At 70.5% G+C, this 16983-nt stretch carries 13 protein-coding genes; 7 read left to right on the top strand and 6 right to left on the bottom strand.

Annotation, left to right across the window (positions count from 1 at the left end; genetic code table 11):
* Positions 1-136: 136 nt before the first annotated feature.
* The gene (locus ABS52_11665) at positions 137-3055 is read right to left on the bottom strand and encodes an excinuclease ABC subunit A (GenBank protein ODT02928.1); all 2919 of its coding nucleotides are present in this window, start codon (positions 3053-3055) and stop codon (positions 137-139) included.
* A gap of 144 nt (positions 3056-3199) precedes the next feature.
* Between ABS52_11665 and ABS52_11660 the strand changes: the two genes are divergently transcribed.
* From ABS52_11660 to ABS52_11645, 4 genes are all read left to right on the top strand, one after another.
* The gene (locus tag ABS52_11660) at positions 3200-5062 is read left to right on the top strand and encodes a hypothetical protein (protein ID ODT02927.1); all 1863 of its coding nucleotides are present in this window, start codon (positions 3200-3202) and stop codon (positions 5060-5062) included.
* Positions 5063-5181: 119 nt separating this feature from the next.
* Positions 5182-6159, top strand: a complete 978-nt coding sequence (locus ABS52_11655) for a hypothetical protein (GenBank protein ODT02926.1) — start codon at positions 5182-5184, stop codon at positions 6157-6159.
* A 35-nt stretch (positions 6160-6194) separates the two neighbouring features.
* On the top strand, positions 6195-6944 hold the full coding sequence (locus tag ABS52_11650; GenBank protein ID ODT02947.1) for a hypothetical protein: 750 nt from the start codon (positions 6195-6197) through the stop codon (positions 6942-6944).
* Positions 6944-7123, top strand: a complete 180-nt coding sequence (locus ABS52_11645; protein ODT02925.1) for a hypothetical protein — start codon at positions 6944-6946, stop codon at positions 7121-7123. The genes ABS52_11650 and ABS52_11645 overlap by 1 nt, the downstream gene beginning before the upstream one ends.
* 49 nt (positions 7124-7172) lie before the next feature.
* On the opposite strand, the gene ABS52_11640 is transcribed toward ABS52_11645, so the two are convergent.
* From ABS52_11640 to ABS52_11630, 3 genes are all read right to left on the bottom strand, one after another.
* On the bottom strand, positions 7173-8390 hold the full coding sequence (locus tag ABS52_11640; protein ID ODT02924.1) for a hypothetical protein: 1218 nt from the start codon (positions 8388-8390) through the stop codon (positions 7173-7175).
* A gap of 157 nt (positions 8391-8547) precedes the next feature.
* Complete coding sequence (locus ABS52_11635) at positions 8548-10143, bottom strand: phosphoenolpyruvate carboxykinase (ATP) (protein ID ODT02923.1); 1596 nt, start codon at positions 10141-10143, stop codon at positions 8548-8550.
* A 70-nt stretch (positions 10144-10213) separates the two neighbouring features.
* Positions 10214-12517: a malic enzyme gene (locus ABS52_11630; GenBank protein ID ODT02922.1), complete on the bottom strand. Its 2304-nt coding sequence runs from the start codon at positions 12515-12517 to the stop codon at positions 10214-10216.
* 173 nt (positions 12518-12690) lie between these two features.
* Here ABS52_11630 and ABS52_11625 point away from each other — a divergent pair, with 173 nt between their 5' ends.
* The 3 genes from ABS52_11625 to ABS52_11615 all read left to right on the top strand — a co-directional run bounded on the left by ABS52_11625 (position 12691) and on the right by ABS52_11615 (position 14416).
* Positions 12691-13338: a hypothetical protein gene (locus ABS52_11625; GenBank protein ODT02921.1), complete on the top strand. Its 648-nt coding sequence runs from the start codon at positions 12691-12693 to the stop codon at positions 13336-13338.
* 5 nt (positions 13339-13343) lie between these two features.
* On the top strand, positions 13344-13850 hold the full coding sequence (locus ABS52_11620; GenBank protein ODT02920.1) for a hypothetical protein: 507 nt from the start codon (positions 13344-13346) through the stop codon (positions 13848-13850).
* 116 nt (positions 13851-13966) lie between these two features.
* Complete coding sequence (locus tag ABS52_11615; protein ID ODT02919.1) at positions 13967-14416, top strand: hypothetical protein; 450 nt, start codon at positions 13967-13969, stop codon at positions 14414-14416.
* A gap of 110 nt (positions 14417-14526) precedes the next feature.
* Here the strand turns inward: ABS52_11615 and ABS52_11610 are convergent, their stop codons facing one another.
* Together ABS52_11610 and ABS52_11605 are read right to left on the bottom strand one after the other, a co-directional pair.
* Complete coding sequence (locus ABS52_11610; GenBank protein ODT02918.1) at positions 14527-15933, bottom strand: hypothetical protein; 1407 nt, start codon at positions 15931-15933, stop codon at positions 14527-14529.
* Positions 15934-16096: 163 nt separating this feature from the next.
* A complete protein-coding gene (locus ABS52_11605; protein ID ODT02946.1) occupies positions 16097-16507 on the bottom strand; it encodes a ribose-5-phosphate isomerase in 411 nt (136 codons plus the stop codon).
* Positions 16508-16983 lie beyond the last annotated feature (476 nt).

Genomic DNA, 16983 nt, shown 5'->3' with positions numbered 1-16983 from the left:
TGCGTAGCGGGGGCTGGTCATGCGTGGGCGGTCTCCATGCGGTGGTGGCGAGCCAATGTACCGGTTGCGGGGCGCGCGGTCGACGCCCGCCGGCGGCGCCCCACGCCCGCCCGCGCGCGGCGGGGTGACGCGGCAGCTAGCGTGCGCGCGGCTTGCGGGCGGCACGCGGCGCCGGGCGTCGTCGCGTCGCCGTCCGAGCGGTGCCGCCGTCGAGCAGCTCGCGGAGGAAGCGCCCCGTGTGCGACCCGTCGGTCGTGGCGATGTCCTCGGGCGTTCCCATGGCGACGATGGTTCCGCCTCCGTCGCCCCCGTCGGGGCCGACGTCGATGACCCAGTCGGCCAGCTTGACGACGTCGAGGTTGTGCTCGATGAGGAGCACGGTATGGCCCGCGTCGACCAGCCGGTCGAGCACCTCGGCCAGCTTGCGCACGTCCTCCAGGTGCAATCCCGTGGTGGGCTCGTCCAGCAGGTAGAGCTTGCGCCCGCCGGCCCGTCCGGCGAGGGCGAGCTCGCGGGCGATCTTGACGCGCTGCGCCTCGCCACCGGACAGCGTGGTCGCCGGCTGGCCCAGGCGCAGGTACCCGAGCCCGACCTGTTGCAGCTGCCAGAGCGCCTGGCCGAGCTTCTCCTCGTACGGGAAGAAGCGGATGGCCTGGTCCACCGTGAGCTGCAAGACGTCGTGGATGCTCTTGCCGTGGAGGGTGACCTCGAGCACCTCCGGCTTGAAGCGGCGGCCGGCGCAGTCCTCGCAGGGGACGAAGACGTCGGCCATGAACACCATCTCCACCTCGAGGTATCCGGCCCCCTCGCACTTGTCGCAGCGTCCCCCCTTCACGTTGAAGGAGAAGGTCGACGCCGAGTACTTCCGCTGCCGGGCGAGCGGGAGCGCGGCGAAGATGCGCCGGATCTCGTCGTACGCCTTGACGTAGGTGACCGGGTTGGAGCGCGGGGAGCGCCCGATGGGGTCCTGGTCGATGAGGACGACGGCGTCGAGCGCCTCGTGGCCGCGCAGCTCGGTGTACGCCCCCACCTTCTCGCCGAGGTGCTGCTTGGCCGAGTGCTCGCCGGTGAGGCGGTACTCGAGGGCGCGATAGAGGACGTCGTGGACCAGGGTGCTCTTCCCCGAACCGGACACCCCGGTCACGCAGGTCAGCGTGCCTAACGGGATGCGGATGTCGACCCCGCGCAGGTTGTGCTCGCGCGCCCCGGTCAGGGTGAGCCAGCGCGGCCCCGCCGCGCGGTGCCGCGCGGGGAGGGGGATGGCGCGAGCCCCGGTGAGGTACTGCCCCGTGAGTGGCGACGCGGCGGCGTCGGCGACCGGCCCGGCGAAGACGACGCGCCCCCCGTGCTCGCCGCTCCCCGGCCCCAGCTCGACCATGTGGTCGGCCGTGCGGATGGCGGCCAGGTCGTGCTCCACCAGGAGCACCGTGTTGCCGCGGTCGCGCAGCCGCGCGAGGAGGGCGAGGAGCCGGTCGAGGTCGCGCGCGTGCAGCCCGATGGACGGCTCGTCCAGGACGTAGAGCGTGTCGACCAGCGATGAGCCCAGGGCGTTGGCGAGCGAGATGCGCTGCGCCTCGCCCCCCGACAGCGTCCGCGTGGCGCGGTGCAGGGTGAGGTAGGTGAGCCCCACGTCGCAGAGGAAGCGCACGCGGTCCCGCGCCTCGCGGAGGATGTGGTCGGCCACCCGCTGCTCGAACGGCGTGAGCGCGAGCGCGTCGAGCCAGGCACGCAGCTGGTCGATCGGGAGGGCCGAGACCTCGGCGATCGTCCGTCCGGCGACCCGCACGTCGAGGGCGGCCGGCTGGAGCTTGCTCCCGTGGCAGGTCCCGCACTCCTTCGCCGACTGGTACTGCCGGAGGAAGACGCGGATGTACTGCTTGTAGCGCTTCTCCTCCAGGTCGCGGAGGAAGGGGAAGATCCCCTTGTAGCCGCGGCCGGTGTGGTGCAGGAGGGCGTGGCGCTGCGCCGGGGCGAGCGCGCTCCACGGCGCGTCGGGGTCGATCCCTTCCTTGCGGCAGAACTCGACGACGGCGCGCCGTTTGGCCTCGTAGCGCGGCATGGTCCACGGGTGGATGGCCCCGTCGCGCACGGAGCGTTCGGCGTTAGGCACGATGAGCGCCTCGTCGTACTCCAGCACGGCGCCGAAGCCGTTGCAGGTGGCGCAGGCCCCGCGCGGGTTGTTGAACGAGAAGAGCTGGGGCGACGGCGCGGGCGCGCGGGTGCCGTCGTTGGGACACTCGAAGCGCTCGGTGAATCGGACGACGCGCGACGGGCGACGGGCGACGGGAGGGCGCGCGGCACCACCGCCGTCTCCCGGCTCCCCAGTCCCGTCTTCCTGCACCACCACCGCACAGTCTCCCTCCCCCTCCCGGAACGCCGTCGCCACCCCTTCCGCGATGCGCCCCCGCTGCTCGGGATGGCTCGCGACCCGATCCACCACGACGAGCAGCTCGCCCACCCTCGTGAGGTCGATCCGCTCGGCCGCGAAGTCGTCCACGTGCAGCGTGCGCCCGTCGGCCACCACGCGCAGGAAGCCCTGGGCGCGCAGGTTCTCCACCACCACGGCGTGCGTCACCTTGCTCGACAGCCGCAACGGGAAGGCGACCAGCATCCGCGTCCCGGCGGGGAGGGCGAGGAGCTGGTCGGTCACGGCGTCCACCGTGTCCGGCGTCATCTCACGCCCGCAGAGGGGGCAGACGGTGCGCCCCACGCGCGCCCAGAGCAGGCGCAGGTAGTCGTAGATCTCGGTCGCCGTCCCCACGGTGGACCGCGACGACTTGGTGGGATTCTTCTGCTCGATCGCCACCGCCGGCGAGATCCCGTCGACGGCATCGACGTCGGGCTTCTCCATCCGTTCGAGGAACTGCCGCGCGTACGACGACAACGACTCGACGTAGCGGCGCTGCCCCTCGGCGTAGATCGTGTCGAAGGCGAGGGACGACTTGCCCGATCCCGACGGCCCGGTCACCACGGTCACGGCGCGCCGCGGGATGGCCACGTCGATCCCCTTGAGATTGTGCTGCCGGGCGCCCCGGATGACGATCGCGTCCTTCACCTTCGGAAAGCTACCAGCCGTCGCACGGCTGGTCGACGCCCCTTCGCCGGGGGCGCCGCCTCGCCGGCGCTCGTCGGTGACGTGGCGCCCGATCGCGCGCGGTGCCTCGCGGGCTCCGCCATCGTCGGCTAGCCTTCTCGTGGCATGTCCAACCACCCCCCCGATCCCACCGAGGAGGAAGTCCTCGGCAAGGCGTACGACGCCCGGCTCGCGCGACGCCTGCTCCGCTACGCGTGGCCGTACCGCGGGGTGATCTTCGCCTCGCTCGCCCTCCTCATGGTGGATGGCGCGCTGCAGCTGGTGGGTCCCCTCCTGACCCGGCACGTGATCGACGTCGCCGTCCCGGCGCGCGACACCACCGACATCGCGCACGCCGCCCTCCTCTTCGCCGCGACCCTCGTCGCCCAGTTCGCCTGCAGCTACGGCGAGACCGTCCTCACCGCGCGCCTCGGGCAGCGCGTGATGCACGACCTCCGGACCCAGCTCTTCGCCCACCTCCAGCGCCTCCCCATCGCCTTCTTCGATCGCAACCCGGTGGGACGCCTCGTCACCCGGGTCACCTCCGACGTGGAGTCGCTCAACGAGCTCTTCACCTCGGGAGTCGTCGCCGGGCTGGGCGATCTCTTCACCCTCCTGGCGATCAGCATCATGATGCTGGTCGTCGACTGGCGCCTCGCCCTGGCCGCCTTCGTCGTCATCCCGCTCGTGCTCGCGGCGTCCAACGTCTTCCGGGTGCGGGTGCGCGAGGCCTACCGCGCCATCCGCACGCGACTGGCACGCATCAACGCCTTCCTGCAGGAACGCCTGTCGGGCGTCCGGGTGGTGCAGCTGTTCGGGCGCGAGGGCGAGGAGGGGCGCCGGTTCGACCGGCTCAACGCCGATCACCTCGACGCACACCTCAAGTCGATCACCGTCTATGCGCTGTACTTCCCGGTCATCGAACTGCTCACGACCGTCGCCATCGCGTCCATTCTCGTGACGGGGGCGTGGCGCGTCGATACCGGGACGATGACCGTGGGGACGGTGGCCGCCTTCCTCCAGCTCGTACGCCGCTTCTTCGAGCCGCTCCAGGACCTCTCGGACAAGTACAACACGCTGCAGCAGGCCATGGCATCGTCCGAGCGCATCTTTCGCCTGCTGGACGAGGAGGTGGACACGACGGCGACGACCGGACGTGCGGGCGACGCCGTGGCGCATGCGCGGGCCGGCACTCCCGTCCCCCATCTCCCGTCTCCCGTCTCCATCGAATTCGACCACGTCTGGTTCGCCTACCCTACGGCGCAGCGCGGCGCCAACGATGCCGCCACGAACGAGCCGCAGTGGGTGCTGCGCGATGTCTCGTTCACCGCTCGTCCCGGGCGGACCCTGGCGATCGTCGGCCACACCGGGGCGGGGAAGACGACGATCATCAACCTCCTCCTGCGGTTCTACGTGCCGCAGCGGGGACACATCCGGGTGAATGGCATCGACGTGCGCGACCTCCCCGTGACCGAGGTGCGGCGCGTCATCGGCTACGTGCAGCAGGACATCTTCCTGTTCGCCGGCGACATCGCCTCGAACATCCGGCTGTCGTCGCCTCGCTCACTCGATGACGTCCGCGCGGCGGCGGCGCGGGTGGGGGCCGATCGCATCGTGGCGCGCCTTCCCGGCGGCTACGCATACGAGTTGGGCGAGCGTGGGAGCTCGGTGAGCGTCGGCGAGCGCCAGCTCCTGTCGTTCGCCCGGGCCATCGCCGCCGACCCTGCCGTCCTCGTCCTCGATGAGGCAACGAGCGCGGTAGACAGCGAGATCGAGGGGGAGATCCAGCGGGCGCTCGCCGAGTTGATGCGTGGGCGGACGACGATCGCCATCGCCCACAGGCTGAGCACCATTCGGGACGCCGACGAGATCCTCGTGATGCATCACGGCGAAGTGCGCGAACGTGGCTCGCACCGCGAGCTGCTGGCACACGGCGGACTGTACGCGCGGCTCTGGCGCCTGCAGCGCGGGGTGGAGAGCGGCGCATGAGCAAGCGCTGCCGCAGCTTGCGGCCCCAGCGGGGGAGACAATAGTTTCCCCCACTTGCACCGGGTACGCCGCCTGCAGGATTTCGGTCGTGCCCCAAGTCCCGCCCCTCACCCCAGCGCATGCCCTATCTCCAGCACAACGACGCGCAGTATCGGCTCGCCAAGGGCGAGACGCGCGTCGGCCGGGGAGCTGGAGCTGACCTCCGCGTTCCTCCCGGGGCCGCGCCGGGTGATGCCGCGGATGTCGCGCTCGTGGCGATCACGATCGGCGAGGCCGGCCATGCATCGCTTCGCGTGGACCAGGGCGAGGCGGGGGTCTTCGTGAACGGGATTCCGGTCGGGCGTGAGCCCGCCCCGCTCCTGCACGGCGATCGCGTGGTCATCGACGGGTGCGAGCTGCGATTCGCCGACGAGGCGCAGGCGGGGACGACGCAGGAGCTCCCCTCCCAAGGGGAGGTGCGGGCGGCGACGCCGAGCGCCGGAATCGGCGAGGCGCGCTCACGCGGCCGCCTCGTGTCGCTGACCGACGGACGCGAGTACGCCGTCCCCGCCGAAGGGCTCACACTGGGGCGGGATGCGGGGTGCGACGTCGTGGTGGCCGCCACCAACGTCTCGCGTCGGCATGCGCGCATCGTGCCGGCGCCCGGTGGCTACGAGTTGGTCGACATCAGCACCAATGGTGTCTTCGTGAACGGGGATCGCGTGCAGGGGTCGCTCGCCTTGGCGCGAGGTGACACCGTGCGCCTCGGCCCGGACGAGTTCCGCTTCTACGCGGATCCCGAGCCGCCGGTCCCGCAGCGATCGCTCACCGAGGTGCCGTCGCTTCAGGCCACGGCCGCGATTCCCGCGGTGAAGCGCCCGGCCGGCGTGTCGGGCGCCACGACGTCCGCCGCGTACTCCCGTGGTGGGGCGGCGACGGTGGCCGTGGCATCGTCCGCGCCGACGCCGGTCGACGCGGACCAGCAATCGCAGGCGCTTGCGCGCGGCAGTGAATCACGTGAAGCTCCGCCTGGGCGCGCGGGCGTATCGGGATGGGTGTGGGGGGCGCTCGTGGCACTCGGTGCGGTAATCATCTACCTCGTCCTGCAGGGTCGCTAGTGGAGCTGACCGTTGCCGCCCGCAGCGATGTGGGCATGATTCGATCGGGAAACGAAGACGCCTTCTTCGCCCACGCCACGCGTGAGAAGGGGGTCTTCATCGTCGCCGACGGGATGGGCGGGCACGCGGCCGGCGAAGTGGCGTCGGAGATGGCGGTCCAGATCGTCTCGCGCGAGTTGCAGGAACTCAACGAGGCCTACGGCGAGGCGGCGCGCCTCCGGATCGCGGAGTCGCTGCGCATCGCCAACCGCGCCATCTACGACCGCACCATCCAGGAAGCGGACAAGCAGGGGATGGGGACGACCGCCTCGGTCCTCGTCGTGGCGGGGTCGCGCTACCTCATCGGACAGGTCGGGGACTCTCGGGTGTACCTCCTGCGCGACGGCGCCCTCCGCCAGCTGACCAAGGACCACTCCTACGTCCAGGAGCAGGTCGACGCCGGCTTCCTCACCCCCGAGCAGGCACGCTACCACCCCTACAGCAACGTGATCACCCGCTGTGTCGGGGCGAGCGACGTGGTCGAGCCCGACACCTATTCGGGCGAGCTCAAGACGGGTGACGTCTTCCTCGTCGCCTCGGACGGCCTGACGGGGATGGTCGACGACCGCCGGCTGCAACAGCTCCTGCTCTCGCGGGCCTCGGCCGGGCGCGTGGTCGACGCGCTCATCGCGGAGGCCAACTACCGGGGGGGGTTGGACAACATCACCGCCATCGTCGTGCAGGTGATGCAGCTCGACACCACCTCCGATACGCCGACGGCCGAAGGGCCCGCGCACGGCGGGTAATGGCGATGGCCGACGACGAGACGGTTGCCGCGATCGCGGCGCTGTACCTGGGGAACATCCTCTACGCCCTGGAGGCGTGCGCCCTGGGCTTCGAGCAGCAGGGACAGGAGGAGCACGCCGCGTTCTACCGCGGCATCGCGCGCAAGCTCGCCGAGGCGCGCGGACGCGAGAAGGGGTGAGATCGCCCCGCGCCCCGGCGCGGGGGACGCCGGCGAGGCGTGGCGTTCGTCAGCCGGCTCGCACGACTTCCATGACCCGCTCTGCCCCAAGCTCGACCGGGCGCGCCGTGAAGACCCGCAGCCAGCGCGCCGTGCGGTAGAGCTGGTCGGAGAGCTGCGTGAGGTTGAGGGCCCCCCTGAGGCCGGCGCTCGTCAGCTGCATCACCTCGCCGTTGCGCCGCACCACGGGGATGTCGAGCCCCAGCATCTGCGTCTTCTCGGGGTAGTCGAGGAGGACCTCGCCGGGGGCGAGGCCGCACTCCACCGCCAGGGCGTTCTCGACGGCGACCGCGCGCGCGCGGTTGGAGGCGATCCACTCTCCCTCGTCCTCCTCCAGGTCGGCGGCCGGGCACTCGAACGCGCGCTTGAAGAGCCGGCGGTTGCGCAGCGCATCGAGCATGGGCGAGGGCGCGCGCGTCTCCAGCGTGTGCAGCAGCGCCTCGTCGGTCAGGCGCCCGAGTTCGCGCACGTCGAGTACCCCCCGCTCGAGCGCCATGTCGACCATGCGCTTGTACATCGCCGTCGCGCTGCGCACGGCGTGGTGCCAGTACACGTTGCGATACATCTGGTACTTGGCGAAGAGGAGCGACTCGAGCGCCGAGAGCCCCTTCTCCAGGACGCCGATGCGACGGGCGCCCGTGTCCGGATCGGGGATGACGGTCAGGGCGTTGATGAGCCGGTCGGCATCGATGGCGCCATACGGGACGCCGCACATGAGGGTGTCGCGCCGGAGATACTCGATCTTGTCGAGGTCGAGCGACCCGGAGACGAGCCCTTGCAGCGGGGAGCGCGACGTGCCGCGAATGAGCGCCAGCACGCGCTCGGGGGCGTCGGGGGCCAGCTCCGCCAGCACGCCGGCCACCTCGCCGGTGGTGATGAGCGGGCGTGCGACCTCCTCGTGATGGGGGGCCCCGATTTCCTCGAGGGCGTGCGAGTACGGGTAGTGTCCCACATCGTGCAGGAGCGCGGCGGCGCGCACGATGGCCCCCTCGCGCGGATCGATCCCTGCCAGGGCGCCGCGCTCGTCCAGCAGGCGCAACGTGATGCCCGCGAGGTGGTAGGCGCCCAGCGCGTGCTCGAAGCGCGCGTGCGTGGCACCGGGATAGACGAGGTACGCCCACCCCAGCTGCCGCACGTAGCGCAGGCGCTGGAAGACGCGCGTGTCGACCAGCCGCTGGGCGAACGGGTCGACGCGGATGTTGTTCCAGAGGGGGTCGCGAATGATCACGGGACCACAGAAACGAGAAGACGAGAAGACGAGAAGACGAGAAGATGGCGAAACGGCCGCCCTGCGCCAGCATCATGCTGTTGCAGGGCGGCCGGATGGCGCGGGTGAGTCGTTCCGGGACGTCGGCAACGCGGATGCCGACGCGCGCGTCGTGTCGCTAGCCCTTGGGTCCCGCGGCGACGATCGCCGGGGCGACCGCCCCGAACTTCTCGAAGTTCTTCCGGAACATCTCCGCCAGCTTCTTCGCCTGGGCGTCGTAGGCGGCGCCCTCGCCCCACGTCCGGCGCGGGTCCAGGACCTCGGACGGGACGTTAGGCACCTTGGCCGGGATCGACAGCCCGAAGATGGGGTCGGGGGAGAAGGGGATGCCCTCGAGCGCGTCGTCGAGGAGGGCGCGGACCATCGCGCGCGTGTAGGCGAGCTTCATCCGCGAGCCCACGCCGTAGGGGCCGCCGCTCCAACCGGTGTTCACGAGCCAGACGCGCGACCCGTGCTCGTCGATCAGCTGGCCGAGCATCTCGGCGTACTTGGAGGCGTGCCACACCAGGAAGACCGCGCCGAAGCACGAGGAGAACGTCGCCTGCGGCTCGGTGACGCCGCGCTCCGTCCCCGCCACCTTGGCGGTGTAGCCGCTCATGAAGTAGTACATCGCCTGCTCGCGCGTCAGGCGCGCGATGGGCGGGAGGACGCCGAAGGCGTCGGCGGTCAGGAAGACAATGTTCTTCGGGTGCCCGCCGCGTCCCGAGGGGACGTGATTGCGGATGTAGTGCAGCGGGTACGAGGCGCGCGTGTTCTCGGTGATCGTCTGCTCCTCGAAGCGCACCTTGCGCGTGGCCGGGTCGAGGACGACGTTCTCGAGGATCGTCCCGAACATCTGCGTGGTGGCATAGATGTCGGGCTCCTGCTCCGGCGACAGGTTGATCACCTTGGCGTAGCACCCGCCCTCGTAGTTGAAGACGCCCTCGTCCGACCAGCCGTGCTCGTCGTCGCCGATGAGCCCGCGCTCCGGGTCGGCCGAGAGCGTCGTCTTCCCCGTACCCGACAGGCCGAAGAAGAGGGCGGTGTCACCCTTGGGGCCGATGTTCGCCGAGCAGTGCATGGAGAGGACCCCCTGCTTCGGCATCAGGTAGTTCATCACCGTGAACATCGCCTTCTTGAGCTCGCCGGCGTAGCGCGTCCCCCCGATGAGGATCATGCGCTTGGCCAGGTGCAAGACGATGAAGGTTCCGCTGCGCGTTCCGTGCTTCTCGGGCGTGGCGTGGAACTCGGGGGCGTGCAGGACGGTGAAGTTGGGGGCGAAGCTCGCCAGTTCGTCCGCTGCCGGGCGGATGAACATGTTCCGCACGAAGTGGGCGTGCCAGGCGTTAGGCGTGACGTAGCGGACGCTGAGCCGGTGCCGGGGATCGGCGCCGCAGAAGAGGTCCTGGACGAACACGTCGTCCAGCGCATCGAGGTACGCCCGCACCTCTGCCAGGAGGAGCTCGAAGTGCTCCTCCGAGATCGGCTGGTTCACCTTCCCCCAGTCGACGTCCCCGGCGGTGGAGGGTTCCTTCACCACGAACTTGTCGTTGGGCGACCGCCCGGTGTGCGGCGCGGTGATGGCGACGAACGGGCCCATGTCGGCCAGCGTCCCTTCGTGGCGCGCGATCGCCTCCTGCACCAGCATCGGGGAGATGAGGTTCCAGTGGATCGTCCCCTTCGGATTGAGCCCCTGGCCCGCGAGGGCATTCTGGGGGGAAGTCGTGATGGCCATGAGAAGTCGGGAAATGGGCACGCCGCGGCCGGGAGCGCCGGGCGTGGCCCTGGTAGGTGGAGTATGACGATCAGAGGAAGGAAAACGCGCGTGCCCCGCCCGGGGGTTGCAGATCCCGTGACGACGAGCGTCCGCGCTCCTGCGCGTCCATGACCGCGACGGCGGCCATGTTCACGATGTCGGGAACGTCCGCCCCCTGCTCCAGGATATGAACAGGGTGGGCCATGCCGACCAGGATCGGACCAATGGCGGTCGCACCGCCCAGGTCCCGTAACAACTTGTACGCAATGTTCCCCGCACTCAAGTTGGGGAAGATCAACACGTTGGCCGATTCCTTGAGAGTGCTGAACGGGAACGACTCGGCGAGGATGGCTTCGTCCACCGCGGTATCGGCCTGCATCTCGCCGTCCACCATGAGCGACGGATCGCGTTGGCGAACGAGCGCCACGGCCTGGGCCACCCGCGAGGCCTCGGGGTGGCGTACCGAGCCAAAGTTGGAGAACGACAACATGGCCACCTTCGGCGTCTGCCCGAAGGCCCGCACGATGCGGGCGGCGGCGTAGGCGATCTGCGCCAGCTGCTCCGATGTCGGCTCGATGTTGACGGTCGTGTCACCGCAGAAGATGACGTGCTTCTCGAAGACAAGCATGTACATCCCGGCGACCAGCCCCGCCTTGGGATTGGCCCCGATCACCTCCAGGGCGGGGCGGAGCGCCTCCGGGTAGGTGGTCGTCATCCCGGTCAGGAGCGCATCGGCGTCGCCCTTGGCGACCATGACGTTCCCGAAATAGTTGCCATTGACGACGCGACGGTGCGCCTCCGCCAGCGACAATCCCTTGCGCTGCCGCCGCTCCCAGAGGTGCACGGCGTAGCTCTCCAGTCGCGGGGAGCGTGCCGGATCCTCGATCTGGATGTCGGAGATGTCGATGCCGTCCTGCTGCGCCTTGCGCCGAATGGTCTCCTCGTTGCCGAGCAGGATGGGCTGGGCGATTCCCTCGTCCACGAGAAGGCGGGCGGCCCGAATCATCTTGCGCGCCTCGCCCTCGGGGAGGGCGATCCGCTTGGGGTCGCGAAGGGCACGGTTGATGATCCCGCGCATGATCCCCTTGGCGCGGCCGAGGCGGGCCTCCAGCTGCTGGCGGTACTCCTCGACCTCGATGAACTCCTGGGCGACTCCGCTGGCCACGGCTGCCCACGCCACCGCCGGCGCCACCCACAGCAGGGCCCGCGGGTCGAAGGGGAAGGGGATCAGGTACTCGCGCCCGAACTTCACCTTGCTGAGTCCGTACAGCGCCGACACCGACTCCGGCACGTCTTCCTTGGCGAGGGCGGCGAGGGCGCGGGTGGCGGCCATCTTCATCTCCTCGTTGACCTCGGTCGCTCGCGCGTCGAGCGCCCCACGGAAGATGAAGGGGAAGCCCAGGACGTTGTTGACCTGGTTCGGGTAGTCCGAACGTCCGGTGGCGACGATCGCGTCGTCGCGAACCGCCTTGACTTCCTCGGGGAGGATCTCCGGGACGGGGTTGGCGAGGGCGAAGATGATGGGGTTGGGGCCCATGACCGCCACCATGTCCTGGGTCATGGCCCCAGCCGCCGATAGCCCCACGAAGACATCGGCCCCGGCCAGCGCCTCCTTGAGGGTGCGGGCGCTGGTGTCGTTGGCGAAACGCGCCTTGTACGGATCCATGTGCTCGGGGCGCCCCTTCCAGATCACGCCGGCCTTGTCGCACATGGTGATGTTCTCGCGCCGGACTCCGAGCCGGACGTAGTGCGAGGCGGTCGCGATGGCCGACGCGCCCGCCCCCGAAAAGACGACCCGGATCTGCGAGATGTCCTTCTCCACGACCTCGACGGCGTTGAGGAGCGCGGCGCCGGAGATGATCGCCGTCCCGTGCTGGTCGTCGTGGAAGACGGGGATCTTCATCGTCTTCCGCAGCGTCTCCTCGATGTAGAAGCAGTCGGGCGCCTTGATGTCCTCGAGGTTGATCCCTCCCACGGTCGGCTCGAGGAGCTGGCAGAAGCGGATCACGTCGTCGGCGTTCTCCGACCCGACCTCGAGGTCGAAGACGTCGATGTCGGCGAACTGCTTGAACAGGTTGCCCTTGCCCTCCATGACCGGCTTCCCCGCGAGCGCGCCGATGTTCCCGAGCCCGAGGACCGCGGTGCCGTTGGTCACGACGGCGACCAGGTTCCCCCGCGCCGTGTAGCGGTAGGCGTCGTTGGGGTTCTTCTGGATCTCCAGGCAGGGTTCCGCGACCCCGGGCGAGTAGGCCAGGGAAAGGTCGCGCTGGTTGTTCAGGGGCTTGGTCGGAACGACCGCGATCTTCCCCGGTTTGGGAAGGGCGTGATAGTCGAGGGCGTCGATGCGTTTCATGCCCGTAATCTACCGGGGGGAATGGTGATGCAAGATGGGCATCCCCCACCCTGCGTGAGGGTGAAATCCCGGTGCCCGCGAAGGGAAGGGGGAGCGCGGGCATTCATCGGTCGTTAAGGGGATCGCGCTAGATCTCCGGGACGCGACCGACGAACCACCAGCGGAGGGATGGTATGTGGGTGAACTCCTCGCACGGACGCAGGGCGCCGACCGGAGCGCTGGGCGCCATGGCGCTCGCCGCGGCCCTTGCGATTCCCTCCCTGGCAGGAGGGCAGGAGCGGGTCGCCTCGCCATTCGTGATGGGGCCGCCCGGCGAGCTCCCCTCCCGCGCGGTGGTCGTGGCCGCGCCGGGCGACACCACGCGCCGGCGCCCGGCGGCGATCGAGTACAGCGACTGGTACGGGCGTAGGCTGCGCATCCACCAGCTGGCATCGTGGACGATGCTCCCGATCTTCGTCGCGCAGTACGCAGCGGGGCAGCAGCTGCTGGACAAGGGGCGTGACGGCGCCCCGAAGTGGGCGCGCGACTGGCACCCGGCGCTCGCCGGCGCCACGGGGGTCCTGTTCGGCGTGAACACGCTCACGGGGGGGTGGAACTGGTGGGACTCACGTCGGGACCCGACTGCCCGTCGCTGGCGCACGGCCCACGCCGTCCTGATGCTCGCCGCCGATGCGGGATTCGCGATCACCCCGGCCTTCGCCGAGGACGAGGGGGGGAGCGACCGCTCACGCCTGCAGACGCACAAGTCGCTGGCCCTCACCTCGATGGGGATCGCGGCCGCGGGGTGGCTGATGATGCTGCCGCCATTCCGCCGCGAGTGAGCGCGATGTCCATCGTGGCCCATCTCGCCGCCGCTGCACAGCCGTGGGCAGACCTGTACAACCACAGCACCGTGTTGCAGTCGTTCGTGATGTTCGCGCACCTGGGGGGGGTGCTGCTCAGCGGCGGTGGTGCGGTGACGACCGATCGTGCCACCCTGGCCGCGGCGCGCCGCGAGCCCGGGGAGCGCGCGCACGCGCTGCAAGGGCTGCGCGCCTCGCACCGCGCGATCCTCCTGGGATTGGGCGTAGTCGTCGCCAGCGGGATCCTCCTCCTGGCCGCCGACGTGGAGACGCTGCTGGGGACGCCGGTGTTCTGGGTGAAGATGGGGCTGCTGGTTGCGCTGCTCGCCAACGGCGCCCTCATCACGCGCGCCGAACGCCCGATTCCCGCGCCGCCTGGCCCCGAGGGCGAGCGGCGGCAGTGGAAGCGACTCGCCGGCCTTTCGTACGCCAGCCTGGCGCTGTGGTTCGCGCTGGTGCTGTCGAGCACGTTCCTCGTGACCGCTGCCTGATGGGGGAGATCATGTACCGCATGGAACCAGAAGGCACACCAGCTGCCGAGCCGCCCGGTGCCGAGGCCTGCGGCGGGTGTGACCTGCGCGCCAGCCGTCGCGCCTTCCTTGGCGGGATGGCGGCGGCGCTGGCCGCGCTGGCCGCGCTGGCCGTGGACGGCCTCCTCCCCCGCGACGCGATGGCGCTCCCGGCGGCCGTGGTGCGCGGGGTTGCGGCTGGCGGACAGGAGGTGGCGTATCCCGTCCCGGCAACCGACGGCGTCTCGATCGACAAGCAGGCGGGGGTCATCATCGCCCGCCATGCGGGGATGCTGTACGCCTTCGCCCTCAGCTGCCCGCACCAGAACACGGCCCTTCGCTGGAACCCGACGGCCGGGCGCTTCCAGTGTCCGCGCCACAAGTCGCAGTACCAACCCGATGGCGTCTTCATTTCGGGGCGTGCCACACGGGCGATGGACCGCTTCGCGGTGCGACGCGAGGGAGACCGCCTGCTCGTGAACCTCGACGCGCTCTTCGAGCAGGATGCCGATCCTGCAGGGTGGGGAGGCGCCAAGGTCCCTGCCTGAGCGGGGCGGGGACGAGGCGGGTTCCCGCCTGCGTGAGGCGCGAAGACGACGAGGGGGCGCCAGCCAGGCCGGCCGGCGCCCCGTTGTTGCGTCTGGCGGACGACGCCGCGCTACTTGACCGCCGGGAGGGGGTAGGCCTTCTGCAGTGCCGCCACGTAATCGCCGAACAGCGCCCTGGTGGTCGCGAACTCCTCCTTCACCTTGGCGCGGAACTCGGCGTCGGTGGCGAAGTCGGTGAGGAGCGCCGCCATGGCCATGGCATCGATGCGGAAGCCGGCATGTCCCACCTCGCCCAGGGCGTCGGCCTCCATTTCGTACGTGTGGAAGCCGCCGGTCGAGGTGAATGCGGAGAAGCCGGCGCCGGGAATGTCGCGAGAGACGGAGCCGGTCTCCTCGTAGCCCTGCGGCTTCTGGGGCTCGGTCAGCACGCGGGTCGCGCCGTACTTCCTGAGGTACGCGAAGGCGACCTCGTTCAGCGCCGCAACCGAGATCCCGTCGCGCATGGCGCCGTAGTTCTCGATGGTCACCCTCGTCCCGGTCGCGAGCGCGGCGCCGCGCGCCGCGTTGTCGACCAGCTCACGGACCTGTGCCAGGTACACCTCGTCCGGGTAGCGGATGTAGAAGTCGGCCACCGCGCGGTCGGGGACGACGTTGGGGGCCTTCCCCCCCTCGGTGATGATCCCCTGGATGCGCGTCTCGGGACGCATGTTCTTGCGCAGCCCGTCGATGGCCTGGAAGAGGTGGATGACGGCGGTCAGCGCGTCGCGCCCCTCCCAGGCGGTCATCTGGTGCGCCGGCGCGCCGGAGAAGACGTAGCGCACCCCGTCGATGTTGAGGCAGCAGGTGCCGAAGCCGGGCGCGGGACGTTGCGTGTTGGTCGACGAGTGCGAGCGGACGATGACGTCGGCGCCGTTGAAGACCCCGCCCTGGTGCATCACGCTCTTCGAGGGCGGGGGCATCATCTCCTCGGCTGGCGTGCCGTACACGGTGACGGTCCCCGGCGTCTTGCTGCTGGTCAGGAACTCCGCCACGGCGACCGCGGCGGCCAGGCCCACGGGCCCCTGCGCGGAGTGCTGGTCGCCGTGATAGTCCCGCAGCGTCCCGCGCAGCGCGTCGTACTCGACGATGACGCCGAGGTTGGGGCCGGGCGTCCCCTTGGTGTAGCGGGCGACGAACGCCGTCGAGAGCCCCGCCACCCCCGTCTCCACCGCGAAGCCGTGCCTGGTGAGGTAGTCGGTGAGGAGCTTCACCGAACGCTCCTCCTTGAAGCCGACCTCGGGATGCCGGGTGATGTCGTCGGCCATCGCCTGGAGCTCGGTCTCCCAGAGGGCCCGGGCCCGGGCGACGACGGCGTCGCGCCGCGCGTTCCCGGCGGTGGTCAGTCGGGTCGCCAGCGCGGCCGCGCCGATGCGCTGCTGCAGCTCACCCTGTCGCTTCACGACATCGACGGCGGCGGCGCGCTGGGTCGGGGTCTCCTGGGCGTGGAGACCGCTCGGCGCGGCCAGGGCGAGGAGCACGCACGCGCCGAGGAGGCGCGAGGACGAGCGAGGAGCAGACGGGAGGGGCACGGGGGGTGGGGGTGATGGAAGGGGTGAGGGCGCCGAGTAGCGTTAGGTGGCGTCAGGTGGCGTTAGGTGGTATTAGGTGGCGTTAGGAGATGTCAGGCGACGCCAGGGAGCGTCAAGGGACACGCGCCGCATCGAGGGCGTCGACCTTGTCGACGCGCCGCGCGTGGCGCCCCCCGGCGAACGGCGTGTCGAGGAAGGTGCGCACGATGTCGAGCGCGAGGCGCGCGCCGATCAGCGTCCCGCCTAACGTGAGCACGTTGGCGTTGTTGTGCTCGCGGGCGTTCGACGCGGTGGTGACGTCGTGGCACATGGCCGCGCGCGCCCCGGGGACCTTGTTCGCCGCCATGCAGCTCCCGATCCCGGCACCGTCGACCATGATCCCGACGTCGGCCGCCCCGGATGCGACGGCGCGCGCCACGGCCACGGCGAAGTCGGGATAGTCGACGGCATCGGTTCCGAAGGTGCCGACGTCGTGCACCGCCGCGCCGCGCTCGCGCAGGTACGCGAGGATCGCGTCCTTCATGGCGACGCCGCCGTGGTCGGCGCCGATCGCCACGCGGGTGGCGGCGGCGGTCGGAGGGGGACGACGCTCGGGGGAGCGCGCCGCGGTCACGGATGGGCGCGCCGGGGCCGGCGTCGACGTCCCCGGCGAGGCGGCTGCGGTCGACAGGACGACACCGAGTCTGCTGGCTGCGTCTCGCGCGGCCGGTGTGACGAGCGCGCCGTCGGCGGCAATCGATGCCTGGTGCTCGCGGTGCGCACGCACGACGTCTCGTTCGGTGATCAGCCGGCGACGGGGCATGCGACCAGGTAGTGAAGTGGGGGAGTTTCGGGGGGCACGGGCGGGGCTAGCGCGGGGCAAGGGCGGGGACGCGCGCGCGGCGCCGGAAGATCGGCGTGGCTTCGTCGCGCACGCGGAAACATGATGCGTCGTTGCTGGCATGCGCGAGAGGGAGGCGACGCTCCTCGCGCGCGAACTCGCCGCGGGTTCTGTGCCCG

The sequence above is a fragment of the Gemmatimonadetes bacterium SCN 70-22 genome, from assembly GCA_001724275.1.
In the GTDB taxonomy this organism is placed as follows: Bacteria; Gemmatimonadota; Gemmatimonadetes; order Gemmatimonadales; family Gemmatimonadaceae; genus SCN-70-22.
This window is presented reverse-complemented; position numbering and strand designations above follow the sequence as displayed.